This is a genomic window from Streptomyces sp. NPDC048278 (assembly GCF_040652195.1).
Classification (GTDB): domain Bacteria; phylum Actinomycetota; class Actinomycetes; order Streptomycetales; family Streptomycetaceae; genus Streptomyces.
Genome location: NZ_JBEZLP010000017.1, coordinates 146,487 through 164,147, shown reverse-complemented (window position 1 = coordinate 164,147; position 17,661 = coordinate 146,487). Strand labels below are relative to the sequence as shown.

16 protein-coding genes are annotated in these 17,661 nt (G+C 71.6%); 7 read left to right on the top strand and 9 right to left on the bottom strand.

All coding sequences use genetic code 11. From position 1 onward, the window contains the following. Positions 1–102: 102 nt before the first annotated feature. Positions 103–1,344, top strand: a complete 1,242-nt coding sequence (locus tag AB0D74_RS28030) for an SAV2148 family HEPN domain-containing protein (RefSeq protein ID WP_362592797.1) — start codon at positions 103–105, stop codon at positions 1,342–1,344. A gap of 115 nt (positions 1,345–1,459) precedes the next feature. Continuing rightward, on the top strand, positions 1,460–2,179 hold the full coding sequence (locus AB0D74_RS28025) for a 3'-5' exonuclease (RefSeq protein ID WP_351712367.1): 720 nt from the start codon (positions 1,460–1,462) through the stop codon (positions 2,177–2,179). Positions 2,180–2,315: 136 nt separating this feature from the next. On the opposite strand, the gene AB0D74_RS28020 is transcribed toward AB0D74_RS28025, so the two are convergent. After that, a complete protein-coding gene (locus tag AB0D74_RS28020; RefSeq protein WP_362592699.1) occupies positions 2,316–3,179 on the bottom strand; it encodes an aminoglycoside phosphotransferase family protein in 864 nt (287 codons plus the stop codon). Between the two features lie 197 nt (positions 3,180–3,376). Between AB0D74_RS28020 and AB0D74_RS28015 the strand changes: the two genes are divergently transcribed. Genes AB0D74_RS28015 through AB0D74_RS28005 form a run of 3 tightly spaced genes read left to right on the top strand, consistent with a single transcriptional unit; the run spans position 3,377 to position 6,398 of the window. Further along, positions 3,377–4,291 carry a sugar ABC transporter permease gene (locus tag AB0D74_RS28015; protein ID WP_362592794.1) on the top strand — a complete coding sequence of 305 codons (915 nt, stop codon included), beginning with the start codon at positions 3,377–3,379 and terminating at the stop codon, positions 4,289–4,291. Then, entirely contained in the window at positions 4,288–5,121 is an 834-nt protein-coding gene (locus AB0D74_RS28010) for a carbohydrate ABC transporter permease (protein WP_362592696.1), read from the top strand. Before AB0D74_RS28015 ends, AB0D74_RS28010 begins: the two co-directional genes overlap by 4 nt. Continuing rightward, positions 5,121–6,398, top strand: coding sequence for a sugar ABC transporter substrate-binding protein (locus AB0D74_RS28005; protein WP_362592693.1), 1,278 nt, complete (start codon positions 5,121–5,123; stop codon positions 6,396–6,398). The genes AB0D74_RS28010 and AB0D74_RS28005 overlap by 1 nt, the downstream gene beginning before the upstream one ends. Positions 6,399–6,481: 83 nt before the next feature. Here AB0D74_RS28005 and AB0D74_RS28000 read toward each other — a convergent pair whose 3' ends face one another. Then, complete coding sequence (locus AB0D74_RS28000) at positions 6,482–8,731, bottom strand: MMPL family transporter (RefSeq protein ID WP_362592690.1); 2,250 nt, start codon at positions 8,729–8,731, stop codon at positions 6,482–6,484. 395 nt (positions 8,732–9,126) lie between these two features. On the opposite strand from AB0D74_RS28000, the gene AB0D74_RS27995 reads away from it, so the two are divergent. Both AB0D74_RS27995 and AB0D74_RS27990 read left to right on the top strand, forming a co-directional pair. Further along, the gene (locus AB0D74_RS27995) at positions 9,127–9,678 is read left to right on the top strand and encodes a DUF1697 domain-containing protein (protein ID WP_362592687.1); all 552 of its coding nucleotides are present in this window, start codon (positions 9,127–9,129) and stop codon (positions 9,676–9,678) included. Positions 9,679–9,737: 59 nt separating this feature from the next. Further along, positions 9,738–10,754 (top strand): 2-dehydropantoate 2-reductase N-terminal domain-containing protein, encoded by a 1,017-nt coding sequence (locus AB0D74_RS27990; RefSeq protein WP_362592684.1) that lies wholly within the window; start codon positions 9,738–9,740, stop codon positions 10,752–10,754. Between the two features lie 269 nt (positions 10,755–11,023). Here the strand turns inward: AB0D74_RS27990 and AB0D74_RS27985 are convergent, their stop codons facing one another. The 7 genes from AB0D74_RS27985 to cysC form a co-directional block, all read right to left on the bottom strand. Continuing rightward, on the bottom strand, positions 11,024–11,764 hold the full coding sequence (locus tag AB0D74_RS27985) for a sirohydrochlorin chelatase (RefSeq protein WP_362592681.1): 741 nt from the start codon (positions 11,762–11,764) through the stop codon (positions 11,024–11,026). A gap of 5 nt (positions 11,765–11,769) precedes the next feature. Beyond that, the gene (locus AB0D74_RS27980; RefSeq protein ID WP_362592678.1) at positions 11,770–12,648 is read right to left on the bottom strand and encodes an ABC transporter permease; all 879 of its coding nucleotides are present in this window, start codon (positions 12,646–12,648) and stop codon (positions 11,770–11,772) included. Beyond that, positions 12,635–13,420: an ABC transporter ATP-binding protein gene (locus tag AB0D74_RS27975; protein ID WP_362592676.1), complete on the bottom strand. Its 786-nt coding sequence runs from the start codon at positions 13,418–13,420 to the stop codon at positions 12,635–12,637. The genes AB0D74_RS27980 and AB0D74_RS27975 overlap by 14 nt, the downstream gene beginning before the upstream one ends. A gap of 35 nt (positions 13,421–13,455) precedes the next feature. Continuing rightward, positions 13,456–14,565 (bottom strand): aliphatic sulfonate ABC transporter substrate-binding protein, encoded by a 1,110-nt coding sequence (locus AB0D74_RS27970; protein WP_362592673.1) that lies wholly within the window; start codon positions 14,563–14,565, stop codon positions 13,456–13,458. Between the two features lie 231 nt (positions 14,566–14,796). Then, positions 14,797–16,134: a GTP-binding protein gene (locus AB0D74_RS27965; protein WP_362592670.1), complete on the bottom strand. Its 1,338-nt coding sequence runs from the start codon at positions 16,132–16,134 to the stop codon at positions 14,797–14,799. Positions 16,135–16,136: 2 nt separating this feature from the next. Continuing rightward, positions 16,137–17,075, bottom strand: a complete 939-nt coding sequence (gene cysD, locus AB0D74_RS27960) for a sulfate adenylyltransferase subunit CysD (RefSeq protein ID WP_362592667.1) — start codon at positions 17,073–17,075, stop codon at positions 16,137–16,139. Further along, complete coding sequence (cysC, locus tag AB0D74_RS27955) at positions 17,072–17,608, bottom strand: adenylyl-sulfate kinase (RefSeq protein ID WP_362592664.1); 537 nt, start codon at positions 17,606–17,608, stop codon at positions 17,072–17,074. Before cysC ends, cysD begins: the two co-directional genes overlap by 4 nt. Positions 17,609–17,661: the final 53 nt, after the last annotated feature.

Here is a 17,661-nt window from a genome sequence, read left to right as displayed (position 1 = left end):
GAAACGACCTGTCCATCCGGCTGCACCGCCGACCACTCCCGGAGTACCCTTCCTTGATCGTTGGCACAGGGAGAGCTCGGGGGAGCGGAAGGCGGTGCACGGGTGGGCTCGGGAGGCCTGGAGCTGCCCCCTGGTGACGAGGGTCACGAGGGGAACTCCAAAGACGTCCCGCCCGGCGCGGTGTCCCTGGCCCGGCCGATGGACGCCACGGGCTCCATCGGACCGGAGCTGGAGTGGGACGCCGACGCCTGGCTGGAGGTGCGTACGCGCGCCCAGCGGGCCGGCCGGGCCTACATCTGGCTGAACCTCGTCGAACAGCGGATGCGCACGGTCGTGGCCGCCGTGCTGCGGCCCATCTACGAACCCGTCCACGGCGACGAGTGGGTGGTCGCCGCGGCCGGTCCGGCCGGCCAGGAATGGGTCCAGCGGGCCGTCGCGGTCCGCGAGGTCAGCCGCCGCAAGGGCTACCTGCTCGACCCCGCCGACGACAACGTGCTCAGCTTCCTCACCCTCCCGCAGCTGCGCGAGCTGATGGTCCAGCACTGGCCGTGCTTCGAGCCGTACTTCGACGAACGCCGCGACGTCGAACTCGCCCTGGACGAGCTGGAGGTGACCCGCAACGTCGTCTCCCGCAACCGGGCGCTGTCCGGGGCCGTCCTCGACCAGGCAGAGCGCGCCTCCGCCCGGCTCCTGGAGATGCTCGGCGCGGGCGGCGATGTGCCCTCGGCGCGCCGGCTGCCGGTGGACGCGGTGGAGGACCTGGTCGGCGACCGCTACGCGGACGTCGTCGCCGTCCACCCCGACCGGGTCCGCCTCATGCGCCAGTTCCCGGCCGAGGACCTGTTCGGCGGGGCCCGCCGCCTGGACGCCATCGGCATCGGCCTCAACCTGCTCGTGCAGAACTTCTCCGGCCGCCGCCTGGTCCGCCTCGCCGAGACCGGCTGCCGGGTCCGCCTCCTCTTCCTCAACCCCGCCTCCAGCGCGGTCAAGCGCCGCGAGCGCGAGCTCGGGATGAAACGGGGCGAACTGGCCCGCTCGGTCGAGATGAACATCCTCCACATGCGCCGGGTCCGCTCCCGGCTGCGCGACCCGGGCGCCTTCGAGATCCAGGTGTACGACGACACCCCGCGCTTCTCCGCCTACCTGGTGGACGGCGACGGCGCGGACGGCGTCGCGATCATCCAGTCCTATCTGCGCGGGGCGCGGGGGATGGAGTCGCCCGTGCTGGTGCTGCGCAACGGCAGCAAGGTGGTCAAGTCGGACGACGTGGTGGAAACGGGACTCTTTCCGACCTACCGCGAGGAGTTCGAGACGGCTTGGGTGGATTCGCGTCCGGTGTCCTGACGCGGGTGCGGGCCCCTGACGCGCCGGTAAGCGGAACGCGGTCATCTGATTGTCAGTGGCGCATGCGAGGGTGGAGACCACTGGGGGAAAGCACCACCAAGAAGGGGGGCCGCCCATGGGCTGGCACCAGGAGCTCCTGATCGGCTTCGACCTGGAGACGACGGGTACGGATCCGCGCGAGGCACGGATCGTCACGGGGGCCGTGATCGAGGTCAGGGCCGGGCAGGAACTGGGCCGCCGCGAATGGCTGGCGGATCCGGGCGTCGAGATCCCGGCCGACGCGGTGGCGGTGCACGGCATCAGCAACGAGCGGGCGGCGGCCGAGGGCAGACCGGCCGACCAGGTCGCCGACGCCCTCGCGGACGTCCTCACCGGCTACTGGAAGACCGGCGTCCCGGTCGTCGCCTACAACGCGACCTTCGACCTCACCCTGCTCTCGGCGGAGCTGCGCCGGCACGGACTCCCGTCCCTCTCCGACCGCCTCGGCGGACTCGACCCGGCGCCGGTCGTCGACCCGTACACCATCGACCGCTGGGTCGACCGCTACCGCCGCGGCAAGCGGAACCTCGAAGCGGTCTGCGCCGAGTACGGCATCACCCTCGCCGCGGCCCACAACGCCTCGGCCGACGCGCTCGCCGCGGCGCGGCTTGCCGGTGCGATAGCCGAGCGCCATCCGAAGATCGCGGCGCTGGGGCCGGCGGAGCTGCACCGGCGCCAGGTGGAGTGGTACGCGGAGTGGGCGGCGGATTTCCAGCAGTTCCTGCGGCGCAAGGGGGAGGCCGACGCGGTGGTGGACGGGGCGTGGCCCCTGCGGGAGCTGGCCGACGCCGTCTGAGTACCGGGTTACGTGGTGTGTTGGCCGCGGGCCGGTGGGGGCTTGTCGCGCAGTTCCTCCCCCAGCCTTCGGCCGGGGGTACCCCCAGCGCCCCTTGCGGGGCGCGCTCTGCGGGGCGCTCTTCAGGGGACGTAGCTCAGAAGGGGTACCAGCGCACCGACTCGTCGCCCTCGCGTAGCGACGTTACCCGGCGCTCGAACTCCGCCCGTGCCTTCGGGTTGGTGGGGGCGTGCTGGGCGACCCAGGCGCAGCTGGCCGTCTCCCGGGCGCCGCGGAGCACACTGCACCCCTCCCACTCGCGTACATCCCACCCGTAGGTCTCGGTGAACGAGTCGTAGGCCTCGGCCGGCATCCCGTAGCGGTCCCGGGACAGAGCCATCACCACCAGGTCGTGCTCGCGCAGGTCGGCGGAGAAGGTCTCCAGGTCGACCAGGACCGGGCCGTGCGGGCCGACGTGCACGTTGCGGGGGAGCGCGTCCCCGTGGATCGGCCCCGGCGTCAGGTGGGGCGTCAGCGTGGCCGCGGCCGTAGCGAAGCCGTCCCGGCGCTCCCGCAGGTATGCCGCGTCGGCGGGGTCGATCGCGTCGCCTGCCAGCCGCAGCCAGCGCTCCACCCCGCCAAGGAGTTCGCGGGGCGGCAACGCGAAGGAGGGGGAGGGCAGTGCGTGCACGATCCGCAGCAGTTCGGCCAGATCCCGCGGCTCGGCCGGTCGCACCGGGTCCGGCAGCCGGTGCCACACCGTGACCGGGTGGCCGTCGACGAGCAGCGCCTTCGGCTCGGCGGCGCGAACGGCGGGCACGGCCGCCGCCGCCAGCCACCCGGCGATGTCCAGCTCCCGCCGGGCCCGGTCGAGGAGTTCGGCGTCCCGGCCGACCTTCACCACCAGGTCACCGGCCGCGAACACCGCGTTCTCGCCCAGGGCCAGGAGCGAGGCGTCGGCCGCCGCGCCGGGCAGTACCCCCGCCGCCGCCAGTACGTCCCGCGCCCTTGCCTCGTCCATCGCCCGCCTCCGTGTCCGTCGCCGACGCCCGGGTGGCCGCCGCTGTGCGGGTGCACACGGCGTCGTCTTCTCGCCATCCGGCGGTCAGTCTCGCATCCGGGGAGGTCGGACGGTGTGCGCGGTGCCTTGACGGGACAACCCGTCTTCACGACCATGTCCAGGCCCGGCCGGGCCGCGCAAAGGGGGATGACGTGGCATTGGTCACCGACGTGGCGAGTACGAGGCGGCCGGCCGCCGCACGGGTCACCGGCCACGGCGCCTGGTTCCTGGTCCTGCCCGCGCTGATCCCGATCCTGGTGCTGAGCGTCGGCCCGCTGCTCTACGGGATCCTGCTGGCGTTCACCGACGCCCAGTCCGGCCGGACCGCGGCCACCCGGTGGATCGGCGGCCTCAACTTCCGGGACCTGCTGCACGACACGCTCTTCTGGGAGTCGTTCCGGATCGGCCTGGTCTGGGCCGTCGGGGTGACCGTGCCCCAGTTCCTGCTCGCCCTGGGCCTCGCCCTCCTCCTCGACCAGGAGTTACGGCTGCGCTGGCTGGCCCGCGCCCTGGCGATCGTGCCCTGGGTGATGCCCGAGGTCGTCGTCGGCATCATCTGGCGGCTGGTCTACAACCCGGACGCCGGAGTCCTCAACGAGACCCTGCACGACCTCGGCCTCGGTGACGGCCGGGACTGGCTGAGCGGCCTCGGCACCGCCCTGCCCGCGGTGATCGTCGTCGGCGTCTGGGCCGGGATGCCGCAGACCACCGTCGCCCTGCTCGCCGGGCTCCAGAACACCCCGCGCGAACTGCACGAGGCGGCGGCGGTGGACGGCGCGGGCGCCTGGCGCCGCTTCCGCACGGTCACCTGGCCCGCCCTGAGACCGATCGCGCTGGCCGTCACCGCGCTCAACCTGATCTGGAACTTCAACTCCTTCGCCCTGGTCTACGTCCTGACCAGCGGCGGGCCCGGCGGCAAGACCCGGCTGCCGATGCTCTTCGCCTACGAAGAGGCCTTCCGGTACGGCCAGTTCGGGTACGCGGCGGCGATGGGCTGCGTGATGGTCGCGGTGATCGCGGTGCTGCTCGCCGTCTTCCTGACGGGCCGGCTGAGAGGAGGCGAGGACGCGTGAGGACCCGTACCGCAGCCCGCGCGGGCCAGTACGCGGCCCTGCTCGGCTATCTCGTCTTCCTGGCCTTCCCGCTCCTGTGGCTGCTCTCCACCGCCTTCAAGTCGCCGCAGGAGCTGGGCAGTCTGCACCCCACCTGGATCCCCCGGCACCCCACCCTGGCCAACTTCCGCCAGGCCTTCGACGAACAGCCCCTGCTGCGGGCCGGCCTCAACTCCCTGCTCGCCGCGCTCGGCGCCGCACTGATCGCCGTCCTCCTCGCCACCCCGACGGCGTACGTCATGGCCCGGCGCCGTACCGCGCTGTCCCGGGCGGCCACCGGGTGGGTGGTGGTCAGCCAGGCGTTCCCCTTCGTCCTGGTCATCATCCCGCTGTTCCTGGTGCTGAAGAACCTGCGGCTGATCGACTCGCTGGTCGGACTGGTGCTGGTGTACGTGGTGTGGGCGCTGCCGTTCGCGCTGTGGATGCTCGTCGGCTACGTCCGCGCGGTGCCCGTCGAACTGGAGGAGGCGGCGGCCGTCGACGGGGCCGGGCGGCTGCGGACGCTGGTGTCGGTGACGGCGCCGCTGCTGGCGCCAGGGATCGTGGCGACCGGGCTGTTCGCCTTCGTCACCGCGTGGAACGAGTTCTTCTTCGCGCTGGTGCTGCTGAAGACACCGGAGAAACAGACCCTGCCGGTCGTCCTCACCCACTTCATCGGCGCGGAGGGCGTGGCCGACCTGGGCCCGCTGGCGGCGGCAGCCTTCCTCGCCACCCTGCCCTCGCTGGTGGTCTTCGCGCTCGTCCAGCGGCGGATCACGGGCGGGATGCTCGCCGGGGCGGTGAAGAGCTGATGCGCACCAGGATCGGCACGGCGGCCGTCGTACTCCTCCTGCTGCTCGCGGGCTGCACCTCCGGGTCCCGTGCCGGCGGCCCGGTCACCCTCCGTTTCCAGTCCCTGGCCTGGCAGGACGAGTCGGTCGCCGCCAACAAGGAGCTGGTGAAGGAGTGGAACGCCACGCACGAGGACGTCAAGGTCGAGTACGTGCAGGGCAGCTGGGACAGCGTCCACGACCAGCTGCTCACCTCCTTCGAGGGCGGTGAGGCCCCGGACATCATCCACGACGCCTCCGACGACCTCGCGGACTTCGCCTACGGCGGCTACCTGGCCGACCTGACCGGCCTGCTCTCCGCCCGCCTCAGGTCCGGCATACCGCGGCGGAGCTGGGAGACCGCCACCTTCGGCAAGGGCGTCTACGGCGTGCCCTTCCTCCAGGAGCCGCGGGTGCTGATCGCCAACAGGACCTGGCTCGCGCAGGCCGGCGTGCGCATCCCCACCCCCGAACACCCGTGGAGCTGGGCCGAGTTCAGGCAGATCGCCAAGCAGCTCAGCGGCGACGGAAAGTACGGCGTCGCCTGGCCGCTCAAGGAACCCGTCTCCGCCACGCTCAACCTGTCGCTGTCGGCGGGCGGGCAGCTCTTCCACCGGGGCGCCGACGGGAAGGTGACCGTGCGGTTCGGGGCCGCCGACCAGGTCGTGCCGCGCACGGTCCACGACCAGGTCGACGTCGACCACAGCGCACCCGGCTCCACCCTGGGCAGCGGCGGTTCGGACACCCTGCCGGGCTTCTTCGGCGGCAGGTACGCGATGGTCCCGCTCGGCTTCTCCTACCGTCAGCAGATCGTCCAGCAGGCGCCCAAGGGCTTCGAGTGGGAGGTGCTGCCCGCCCCGGCCGGCGCCGACGGCCTCGCCCAGGGCGTCAGCCCGCAGACGCTGTCCGTCGCCGCGGACAGCCCGCACAAGAAGGAGGCCGCCGAGTTCATCGACTTCCTGCTGCGGCCGGAGAACATGGTCCGGCTCGCCCTCGGCGACTGGATGCTGCCCACCGGCACCCGGGCACTGAAGGACCCCGCCCTGCACACCGCCAAGTACGGCTGGGCCACCGGCACCGCCCTCGCCGGGTACCTGAGCCCGGCCCCCGCCCAGACGGTCCGCGGCTACCCCGAGTGGAAGGACAAGGTGGCCACCCCGGCCCTCCAGGAGTACTACAGCGGCGTCATCGGCCTCGGCGAACTCCGCCACCGCCTGGAGAAGGACGGCAACCTGGTGCTCGCCCGCTACCAGCGCTGAGGCCACGGGGAACAGGGCCCGTCGGCTCCCCCGGAGACCGACGGACCCTGTGTCGAAGGGTGCCGCACCTGTTGCCGGACGGCTCAGACCGGCAGCCGGTCCTGCTCGTCCCGGCCGGCCGGCGGTGCCACCGCCTCCGGCGACTCGTCGTGCGTCAGGTCGGGCAGCCACCGCAGCCAGCTCGGCAGGTACCAGTTGCGCTCGCCGAGCAGGGCCATCACCGCCGGGAGCAGCACGCCCCGGATGACGGTCGCGTCGATGAGGACCGCGGCGGCCAGGCCCACGCCCATCTGCTTCATGGACTGCATGGACAGCGTGCCGAAGATCGCGAACACGGCGACCATGATGACGGCGGCACTGGTGACGACCCCGGCCGTGGTGACCACGCCGTGCTGGATCGCGTCCCTGGTGGACCGGCCGCGCATCCGGGCCTCGCGGATCCGGGAGACGACGAACACGTGGTAGTCCATGGACAGGCCGAACAGGATCACGAAGAGGAACAGCGGCAGCCAGGTGACGATCGCGCCGACGCCCTCCGCGCCCACCAGCGAAGCGCCCCAGCCGTGCTGGAAGACGGCGACGAGGATGCCGTAGGCGGCGCCCACCGAGAGCAGGTTGAGCAGGATCGAGGTGACCGCGACCGTCAGCGAGCGGAAGGAGAGCAGCATCAGGAGGAAGGCGAAGACGACCACGAAGGCGAAGACCGGGACGACCGAGCCGAGCAGCTGGTCGTTGAAGTCCTGGTTGCCGGCGACGTTCCCGGTGATCGGCGCCTGCACCCCGTCGACCTTGCCGAGGGTGGCCGGACGTACCTCGTCGCGCAGTTTCTGCAGGCTCTTGCCGGCCTTGTCCAGGTCGGAGCCGCCGACCAGTGGCACGGTGACCAGGGCGACGTTCTGGGCGTCGTGCAGCTTGATGTCGACCGGGCCGCGCGAGGCGCCCGAGCTGATCGCCCGCTCCTTGAAGTCGGTCAGCGCCTGCCTGACCTCGGGGGAGTTGATGTCCTTCGCCCTGACGACCACCTCGGCGGGCTCGGAGCCGCCGGGGAAGGCCTGGTTGAGCCGGTCGTAGGTCCCCACGATCGGCAGCGAGTGCCCGAACTCCTGGTCCAGGGTGAGCTGTGAGGTCTTCATGCCGAGGGCGGGAGCGGCGACCGCGAGCAGCGCGCCCACCGCGACGAGCACGGAGACCAGCGGCTTCGCGAGCACGCCCCGCAGCACGGCCGTCCAGAACCGGCTCTCGGACGGCCCGTGGGCCCTCTTGCGGCGGCGCAGGAACGGTATACGACCCTTCTCCACCCGGTGACCCAGCAGGGAGAGCAGCGCGGGCAGCACGGTCACGGAGCCGACCATGGCGACCGCGACGACCATCAGGGAGGCCAGGCCCATCGCCTCGAACTCGGCGAGGCCGGTGAAGAGCATGCCCGCCATCGCCACGCAGACGGTGACACCGGAGACGATGATCGCCCGGCCGCTGGTGGCGGCGGCGATCCGCAGCGCGGCGTCCGCGCCCCGGCCGGCCTCCCGTTCCTCGCGCTCCCGGCGCAGGTAGAACAGGCAGTAGTCGACGCCGACCGCCATGCCGACCAGCAGCATCACGGAGTTGGCGGTGTCGCTCATCGGCTGCAGGTGGCTGACCAGACCCATCAGGCCCATCGTCGCCATGATCGCGGTGACCGCCAGACCTACCGGCAGCAGGGCCGCCACCAGCGCGCCGAAGGCGATCAGCAGGATGCCGAAGGCGACCGGCACGGCGGAGTACTCGGCCCGCTGGAAGTCCTTGCCGAAGGCGTCGTCGTACTGCTTGTTCATGCTGGCGCCGCCGATCTCCTCGATCCGCAGCGTGCCGTGCGCCTTCTGCACCCCCGCCACCGCGTCCAGCACCGGCTGCACCCGGTCGCCCGCGGTCTCGGAGTCGCCGCGCATGTCGAACTGGACGAGCGCGCTGCGGCCGTCCTTCGAGATCGTCCCGGTGACGTACGGCGAGGTGACGTCCGTGACCCTGCCGGTGCCGTCGACGGCCTTCACGACATCCGTGACGGCGGCCTTGAACGCGGCGTCCGTGGCCTTGACCGACGGGTCCCCGGACTGGATCAGGACCGTCTCGCTCGCCGGTTCCTTGATGCCCGCGTCGTTGATGATCTGCGCTGCGGTGTGGGTCTCGCCCTTGAGCTGGTCGCTCTCGTCGACGTCGACCCGTCCTGCGGCCGAGCCGAGCCCCATGGCCAGGACGACGAACAGCACCCAGATGCCGACGGCGGCCCAGCGGTGCCGGGCGCTCCAGCCGCCGGCCCGGGCGGCCAGCCCCCGCACCCGCGTCTCTCCGTTCCCCATGACGGGATCCATGACGGGAATGCCCCCCTCGTGTGCGGTGACGGCCCCGGCCGCCACGGTCTCTTCACGACTTCCTTCGTTCGATTCGAAGGTATGGGCGGAATAAGACCGACTCCTCGTGCTGCCCGGTGAAGTCCGGCGGCCGGCTCTCGTCGCCTGGGAGGATGTCGGGCCCTTACATCTATCGACCCATCTCGGGGGTGATGATCAGGGACGTCCCTTCCGACGACGCGGATCCTGTTTGTGATTACGAAACCTTGTTGAACAAGTCACAGGTGCGTGTAGGAGTTGATCCGGACCGGTCGGATCGGCCAGAGTTTCGGGCAGCCCGGCATGCCCGGCACGGCCGTCGTGCCATCCCCCACGGGGCACGACGGCCGTTCTAAGGTGTTCGAATGACGACGTATGCGGCGCTGCTGCGCGGGATCAACGTGGGCGGCAACAAGAAGCTCCCGATGGCCGAACTGCGCGCGCTCCTGACCGGCCTCGGGCACGACTCCGTCCAGACCTACCTGCAGAGCGGACAGGCCGTCTTCGCCACCGCCCGAGGGGACGCCGAGTCCCTGGCCGCCGAGCTGACCGGGGCGATCGAGGAGCGGTTCGGCTTCTCCGTCGACGTGCTCGTCCGCGACCACGCCTACCTGAAGGCGGTCGAGGCGGACTGCCCGTTCCCGGCCGCCGAGCTGACGGCCAAGCAGCTGCACGTCACGTACCTCTCCGCGCCGGTCACCGCGGAGCGCTACGCCGACATCGACCCGGCCGCCCACCTCCCCGAGGAGTTCCGGCTCGGCGACCGCGCCCTGTACCTGTACGCCCCGGACGGCCTCGGCCGCTCCAAGCTCGCCGAGGCGCTGGCCCGGCCCCGGCTCCACAAGGGGCTGACCGCCACCACCCGGAACTGGAACACGGTGGTCAAACTGGTGGAGCTGACGGCCCCCGGAGCATGACCGCCGGCCGCCGCGACCCTGCCCCGGGTCGGGGGCCGCGTCTGTGCGAGGCTCGTCCCATGCGCTACATCATCATCGGAGCAGGGGCCGTCGGCGGTGCGATCGGCGGGCGGCTGGCCGGCGCCGGACACGAGGTCGTCCTGGTGGCACGGGGCGCGCACCACGCGGCGCTGCGGGACGGCGGGCTGCGGCTGACGGTGCCGGACGGCGAGTACACCTACCGGCTCCAGGCCGTCACCGGGCCCGCGGAACTGGGCGGGCTGCGGGCGGACGACGTGCTCGTCCTCGCCGTGAAGACGCAGGACACCGTGACCGCTCTCCAGGCCTGGGGACCGGCGCCGGTCGCGGGCGGTGGTACGGCGGCGCAGCGGCTGCCCCTGTTCTGCGCCCAGAACGGCGTGGAGGGCCAGCGGCTCGCCCTGCGCGTCTTCCGGCACGTCTACGGCGTCTGCGTGTGGCTGCCGTCGACCTTCGTCGAACCCGGTGTCGTCTCCGCCGGCGGCGCCCCGCTCACCGGCATGCTGCACCTGGGCCGCCACCCGCACGGCACCGACGCGACCGCCCTGCTGGTCGCCGCCGACCTGGAGAAGTCCCACTTCGAGGCGCCGGTCGTGCCCGACGTGGCGCGCTGGCAGTACGCCAAGCTGCTCTCCAACCTCGGCAACGCGCTGGAGGCGGTCGGCGGGCCCATCGCCGACGACGAGGCGACGGCGCTGTTCGCGAGCGTGCGGGCCGAGGGCGAGGCCGTGCTCGACGCCGCGGGGATCGCCTACGCGAGCGTCGAGGAGCAGAAGGCGCTGCGCGGCCACAAGGTGGACCTGGTGCCGCTGGCGGGCGCCCCGCGCGGCGGCGGCTCCTCCTGGCAGTCCCTCAGCCGGGGCACCGGCACGATCGAGGCCGACTACCTCAACGGCGAGATCGCCCTGCTGGGCCGCCTGCACGGTGTGCCCACCCCGCTCAACGACCTCCTCCAGCACCTCGCCAACGCCTTCGCACGCGAGCGGCGGGCACCCGGGTCGATGCCGTTCGGGGAACTCGTCCGGCTCGCCGGTGAGGCTGTCGCCGCAACCGGTTGAGGCAGGGAGCTGGTCACGTACGGCGCCGTCGTGGCTGAGCGCGCAGTTCCCCGCGCCCCTGAAGGGGCGCTACGGCTGACGTGCCCCGAAGGGGCGCGGGGAACTGCGCGAACAACCCCCACGGCGGGGCGGTTTGCGCGGACCGGTGCAACCCGTGGTGTGACGTGTTTGCCGGACGGGACGCAGAAGCAGGTGTGCCGGCCACGGGCCGGTCTGTTCGCGGTCCGACGGACTGGGGAGCGCCGGACCGCGAACACCAGGCCTCTCGGTCAGGCCCCCACGGCCGCCAGGGCCGGGGTGCGCGCCGCGTCGTACCGCTCCAGCAGGACCCGCGCCACCTCCGGCGCCGGACCGAGCACCTCGGCCAGCACGTCCGCCTCCGCCGCGCCCCGCGCGATCCGGTCCGGCAGGAAGCCGGGAGCCAGGACGTACGGCGCCACCGCGACCCGGGCGCAGCCCAGCTCCCGGAGCTCGCGCACCGCGTCCTCGGTGCGGGGCAGGGACGCGGAGGCGAACGCGGGCCGCACGGCGCACCAGCCGGTGTGCCGCCACTCCCGCGCGATGTCCGCGATCACCGCGATGGCCTCGGGGTCGGAGGACCCGGCGGAGGCCAGCACGACCCCGGTCGAGGACTTGTCGGCGGGGGTCAGCCCCGCCTCGTACAGCCGCCGTTCCAGGGCCGACAGGAGCAGCGGCGACGGGCCCAGCACCTCCGCCTGCCGGATCCGCAGCCGCGGCGGCGCGTCCCGCAGCACCGCCGGGATGTCGGCCTTCGCGTGGAACGCGCGGGTCAGCAGCAGGGGGAGGGCCACGACGTCACGGACCCCCTCCGCCGCCAGGGACTCCAGCACCGCGTGCACGGACGGGATGTTGAAGTCCAGGAAGCCCGTCTCCACGCGCAGCCCGGGCCGCAGCGACCGTACCCGGCGCACCAGGGCGTGGACGGTCGCCGCGTGCCGCGGATCGCGGCTGCCGTGGGCGATGACGAGGAGAACGGGCTTCGCGGGCATGGACCTCAGCTCTTCACCAGCAGGCCGCGGCTGCGCAGCACCCACCGCTCCAGCGGACTGAAGATCAGCAGGTCGATCGCGATGCCGACGAACAGGATCAGGATGATGGCCTCGAACACCATCGCCATGTCACTGGCGGTGCGCGCGTTCTCCAGCAGCTGGCCGAGGCCCACGCCGAGGTCCGGGAAACTCGCGATGATCTCCGCCGCCATCAGCGAGCGCCAGGAGAACGCCCACCCCTGCTTCAGACCGGCCACATAGCCGGGCATGGCGGCCGGCAGCACGACGTGCCAGATGCCCTTCACACCCGTCGCGCCCATCGTGCGCCCGGCCCGCAGGAACAGCGGCGGCACCTGGTCGACGCCGGACACCAGGCCGTTGGCGATGGAGGGGACCGCGCCGAGCAGGATCACGGCGTACATCATCGAGTTGTTCAGGCCCAGCCAGATCACGGCCGGCGGCACCCACGCCACCGACGGCAGCGACTGGAGGCCGGACAGGATCGGGCCGATCGCCGCGCGCACGAACTTCACCCGCGCCACCAGCAGCCCCAGCGGGGTGCCGATGACGAGGGCGAACAGGAAGCCGAGCAGGCCGCGGCTGACGCTGGTCCAGATGTAGCCGAGCAGGTCGCCCTTGAGCCAGGCGTCCTTGAACGCGTCGCCGACCGCCGCGGGCGAGGGCAGCTTGGACGGGTCGTCGACGACCGGGACCAGCAGCGTCCAGACCACGAGGACCACGGCGAGCGCGATGATCGGCGGCAGGATCTTGCTGGTGAAGGTCTGGCGGAGGGTCGGGCGGCTGGTGGCCGTGGTCTCCAGGGCGTCGAGGCCGGCCTCGACGCTTCCGGCGTCCTTGGCCGGCGTCGTCTCAGTGCTGGCCATGACGGCGGATCTCCCCACGCAGTACATCGGTGATCTGAAGGGACAGTTCGGCCACCGGCGCGTCCTCGATGCGGCGCGGCTGCGGTATGCCGACCTCCCACTCGCGGGCTATCCGGCCCGGCCGGGACGACAGCAGGATCACCCGCTGCGCGAGCCGTACCGCCTCGCGGACGTTGTGCGTGACGAACAGGACGGAGACGCCGGTCTCCTCCCAGATCCGGGTCAGCTCGTCGTGCAGCACGTCGCGGGTGATGGCGTCCAGGGCCGAGAACGGCTCGTCCATCAGCAGGAGTCTGCTCTCCTGGGCGAGCGCGCGGGCGAGCGCGGCCCGCTGGCGCATGCCGCCGGACAGCTCGTGGACGCGCTTGCCGTGCGCGCCCTTCAGCCGGACCAGTTCGAGCAGTTCCTCGGCCTTGTCCCGGCGGTCGTTCTTGGGAACCCCCCTGAGCTTCAGGGCGAGTTCGATGTTCTTGCCCGCGGTCAGCCACGGGAACAGGGCGTGCTCCTGGAACATCAGGGCGGGCCGCCCGTCCGTCGCGATGGAGCCCGCGGTGGGCCGGTCGAGCCCCGCCACCAGGTTCAGCAGCGTGGACTTGCCGCAGCCCGAGGCCCCCAGGAGGGTGACGAACTCACCCGGCGCGACATCGAGGGTGATGTCGTCCAGGACGAGCTGCTGCCCGCCCGGAGTCGCGAAGGACTTCGAGACATGCTCAAGGCGTGCCGCGTACTCGACCGACTCTTCGGCCTTGGCGAGTGTCGTGGTCGTGGCCATGGTCGTCACCTCCTGGGAACTCGTCGGGACCGGGGTCAGCTGCTGCCGAGACCGGCGGCGTCGACCGGGCTCTGGCCGTCGGCCTTCAGCACCTTGTTGAGGATCGTCAGGTCGTAGATGTTCTTCAGCAGCGGGTCGGTGAGCAGACCGGCCTTGACGGCGTGCTGGGCCTCGGTGTCGAGGGTGGAGGCCAGCGGGTCGTCGGTGAACTTGATCGACGACCAGGCCGAGTTCAGGACGTCGTCGGGCAGCGCCTTGCCGGAGTCGATCGCCAGCTGCTTGTTGGCCGACGTCTTCGCCGCGTCCGGGTTGGCGTTGATCCACTTGTTGGTCTCGACCGAGCCCTTGAGGACCGCCTCGACGACCTTCGGGTGCTCCTTCAGGAACTTCTGCGACACGATGATGTTCGTGATCACGAACTTCTTGTCGGGCCACAGCGTCGACTCGTCGAGCAGTACCTTGCCGCCCTCGGCGACCAGCTTGGACGCGGTCGGCTCCGGCACCCAGGCGCCGTCGATGGAACCGGCCTTGAAGGCGTCCGGGGTGATCTTGTTGTCGGTGCGGACGACCGTGACGTCACCCTTGCCGCTCTGCGCGTCGACCTTCCAGCCCTGGTCGGCCACCCAGTTGAGGAACGCCACGTCCTGCGTGTTGCCCAGCTGAGGCGTCGCGATCTTCTTGCCCTTGACGTCCGCCAGCGACTTGATCTTCTTCGGGTTGACGACCAGCTTCACGCCGCCGGACGCCGAACCGCCGATGATCTTCAGGTCGGTGCCGTTGGACTTGGTGTAGCCGTTGATCGCCGGGGAGGGGCCGATCCAGCCGATGTCGATCGAGCCCGAGTTGAGCGCCTCGATCTCGGAGGGGCCCGCGTTGAAGATCGCGTACTTCGCCTGGGTGGCGCCGAGCTCCTTCTGGAAGAAGCCCTTCTGGTTGCCGACCAGGGCGGTCGCGTGGGTCAGGTTGCCGAAGTAGCCGATCTTGACGGTGTTGAGACCGTCGATCTTCTTGGCCCCGGCGGCGACCTTGGTGGTGTCGCTCTTGTCGGAGTCCGACCCGTACCCGCAGGCGGCGAGCGTGAGCAGGGGAAGTGCGGCGAGCGCGGCTATGCCGCGGCGAAGGAGCTTGGAGCGGTTGGCAGGCACGGGAGGCTTTCCTCTCGTTGGCCCGGCGGTCACGGTCTCTCAGGTCGTGGCCGGGAGGTCGGCAGGTCTTCGTCGCATCCGGGACGGCGGGTGGGGGGCCGGGGCGCGCAGGCAGTGCGCGTACGTCAGCACGCACATCGCGCCACCCCGCCCTGCCCGCTCCCGAGGGCGCCGCTGCCGACCCGGCCGCCCTCCTTCGCGAACGTCGAGTAGACGTCGGTCATCGTCATGTCAGAAGTCCCAGCCGTCGTCTTCGGACTCGTCCTTGACCGGCTCGGGGGAGGCGAACGACTCGCCGACCATGCCCGCGGTGAGCGTGGTGCCGTCGGCGGGGTCGATCAGGATGAACGAGCCGGTGCGCCGCGAGTCGGCGTAGGAGTCGACCGGCAGCGGCTCGGCGGTACGGATCTTCACCCGGCCGATGTCGTTGGCGACGAGCTGGCCCGGGTGCGGGTGCAGGGACAGGTCGTCGAGCGTGAGCCGGGACGGGATGTCCTTGACGACCGCCTTGACGGTGCGGGTGCCGTGCTTGAGCAGGACCCGGTGGCCGACGGTCAGCGGCTGGTCGGCGACGTGGCAGACGGTCGCCTCGACGTCCTGGGTGGTCGCCGGGGCGTCCTTCGTCGGCACGATCAGGTCGCCGCGCGAGACGTCGATGTCGTCGGTGAGCAGCAGGGTCACCGACTGGGTGGTCCACGCCGCGTCGACCGGACTGCCGAGCAGGTCGATGCCCGAGATCGTCGTGGTACGGCCGGACGGCAGGACCGTGACGGCCTCGCCGACGTGGAAGGTGCCGGCCGCGATCTGGCCTGCGTAGCCCCGGTAGTCGGGGTGCTCGGCGGTCTGCGGGCGGATCACGTACTGCACGGGCAGCCGGGCGTGGCAGTGCGCCAGGTCGTGGCTGACCGGGACGGTCTCCAGGTGCTCCAGGACGGTCGGGCCGCCGTACCAGTCCATGTGCGCGGACGGCTCCACGACGTTGTCGCCGACGAGCGCCGAGATCGGGATCGCGGTGACCTCGGGGACGCCCAGCTCGGTCGCGTACGCCGTGAACTCCTCCGCGATCGCCGCGAAGACCGGCTCCTGGTAGTCGACCAGGTCCATCTTGTTGACGGCGAGGACGACGTGCGGGACGCGCAGCAGGGCGGCGATCGCGGCGTGCCGGCGGGTCTGCTCGACCACGCCGTTGCGGGCGTCGACCAGGACCACGGTCAGTTCGGCGGTGGAGGCGCCGGTCACCATGTTGCGGGTGTACTGCACGTGGCCCGGGGTGTCGGCGAGGATGAACCGGCGCTTCGGGGTGGCGAAGTAGCGGTAGGCCACGTCGATGGTGATGCCCTGCTCGCGCTCGGCGCGCAGTCCGTCGGTGAGCAGGGCCAGGTCGGGAGCGTCCTGGCCGCGCGAGGCGGACGCGCGCTCCACGGCCTCCAGCTGGTCGGTGAGGACCGACTTGGAGTCGTGCAGCAGCCGTCCGACGAGGGTGGACTTGCCGTCGTCGACGGAGCCCGCGGTCGCGAACCGCAGCAGGGTCGTCTCGGCGAGGCCGAGTTCCGTGGTGCTGGTGCTCATGCTTAGAAGTACCCCTCGCGCTTGCGGTCTTCCATCGCGGCCTCGGAGAGCTTGTCGTCGGCGCGGGTGGCGCCGCGCTCGGTGAGCCGGGAGGCGGCGATCTCGACGATCACCTTCTCGATGTCGTCGGCGTCGGAGTCGACCGCGCCGGTGCAGGACATGTCACCGACGGTCCGGTAGCGCACCTGCCGCTTCTCGACGGTCTCGCCGTCCTTCGGGCCGCCCCACTCGCCGCCGGTCAGCCACATGCCGTTGCGCCGGAAGACCTCACGCTCGTGCGCGAAGTAGATCTCCGGCAGCTCGATGCCCTCGCGGGAGATGTACTGCCAGACGTCCAGCTCGGTCCAGTTGGAGAGCGGGAAGACGCGGACGTGCTCGCCGGGGGCGTGCCGGCCGTTGTACAGGTTCCACAGCTCGGGCCGCTGGCGCCGCGGGTCCCACTGGGAGAACTCGTCGCGCAGCGAGAACACCCGCTCCTTGGCGCGGGCCTTCTCCTCGTCGCGGCGGCCACCGCCGAAGACCGCGTCGAACTTCTCGCTCTGGATCTTCTCGGTGAGCGGGAGGGTCTGGAGCGGGTTGCGGACGCCGTCCGGGCGCTCGCGCAGCACACCGCGGTCGATGTAGTCCTGCACGGAGGCCACGTGCAGCCGCAGCCCGTGCCGTTCGACCGTGCGGTCCCGGTACTCCAGGACCTCGGAGAAGTTGTGCCCGGTGTCGACGTGCAGCAGCGAGAAGGGGATCGCCGCCGGGGCGAACGCCTTCAGCGCCAGGTGGAGCATGACGATGGAGTCCTTGCCGCCGGAGAACAGGATCACCGGCCGTTCGAACTCGCCCGCCACCTCGCGGAAGATGTGGACCGCCTCGGACTCCAGCGCGTCCAGATGGGACAGGGCGTACGGGGTGCCCGTGCCCTCTCCGTGCGCCGCCACGGTCGTCGTCATGCCAGTCCCTTCCCGCTCAGCAGGGCGTGCACGGACGCCGCGGACTCCGCGACGGTCTGGTGCTGCGACTCGATCCGCAGATCGGGCGTCTCGGGCTGCTCGTACGGGTCGTCGACGCCGGTCAGCCCGGTCAGCTCACCGGCCGCCTGCTTGGCGTACAGACCCTTCACATCGCGTACGGAGCACACCTCGACCGGGGTCGCCACGTGCACCTCGACGTAGGCGGTGCCGTTCTCCTCGTGGCGCTTGCGCACCGCGTCGCGGCTGTCCGCGTAGGGGGCGATCACCGGGACGAGCGCCTTGACGCCGTTGCGGGCCAGCAGCTCGGCGACGAAGCCGATGCGCTGCACGTTGGTGTGCCGGTCCTCGCGGCTGAAGCCGAGGCCCGCGGAGATGAACTCGCGGATCTCGTCGCCGTCGAGCACCTCGACGAGGTGGCCCTCCTCGCGCAGCCGGGCTGCCAGCTCGTACGCGATGGTGGTCTTGCCGGCGCTCGGCAGACCCGTGAGCCAGACGGTGGCTCCGGTCGTCACGGTGTTCTCCTGGTTCGTCGGTCGGGTCGGTCGGGTCGGCTGGGTCGGCTGGG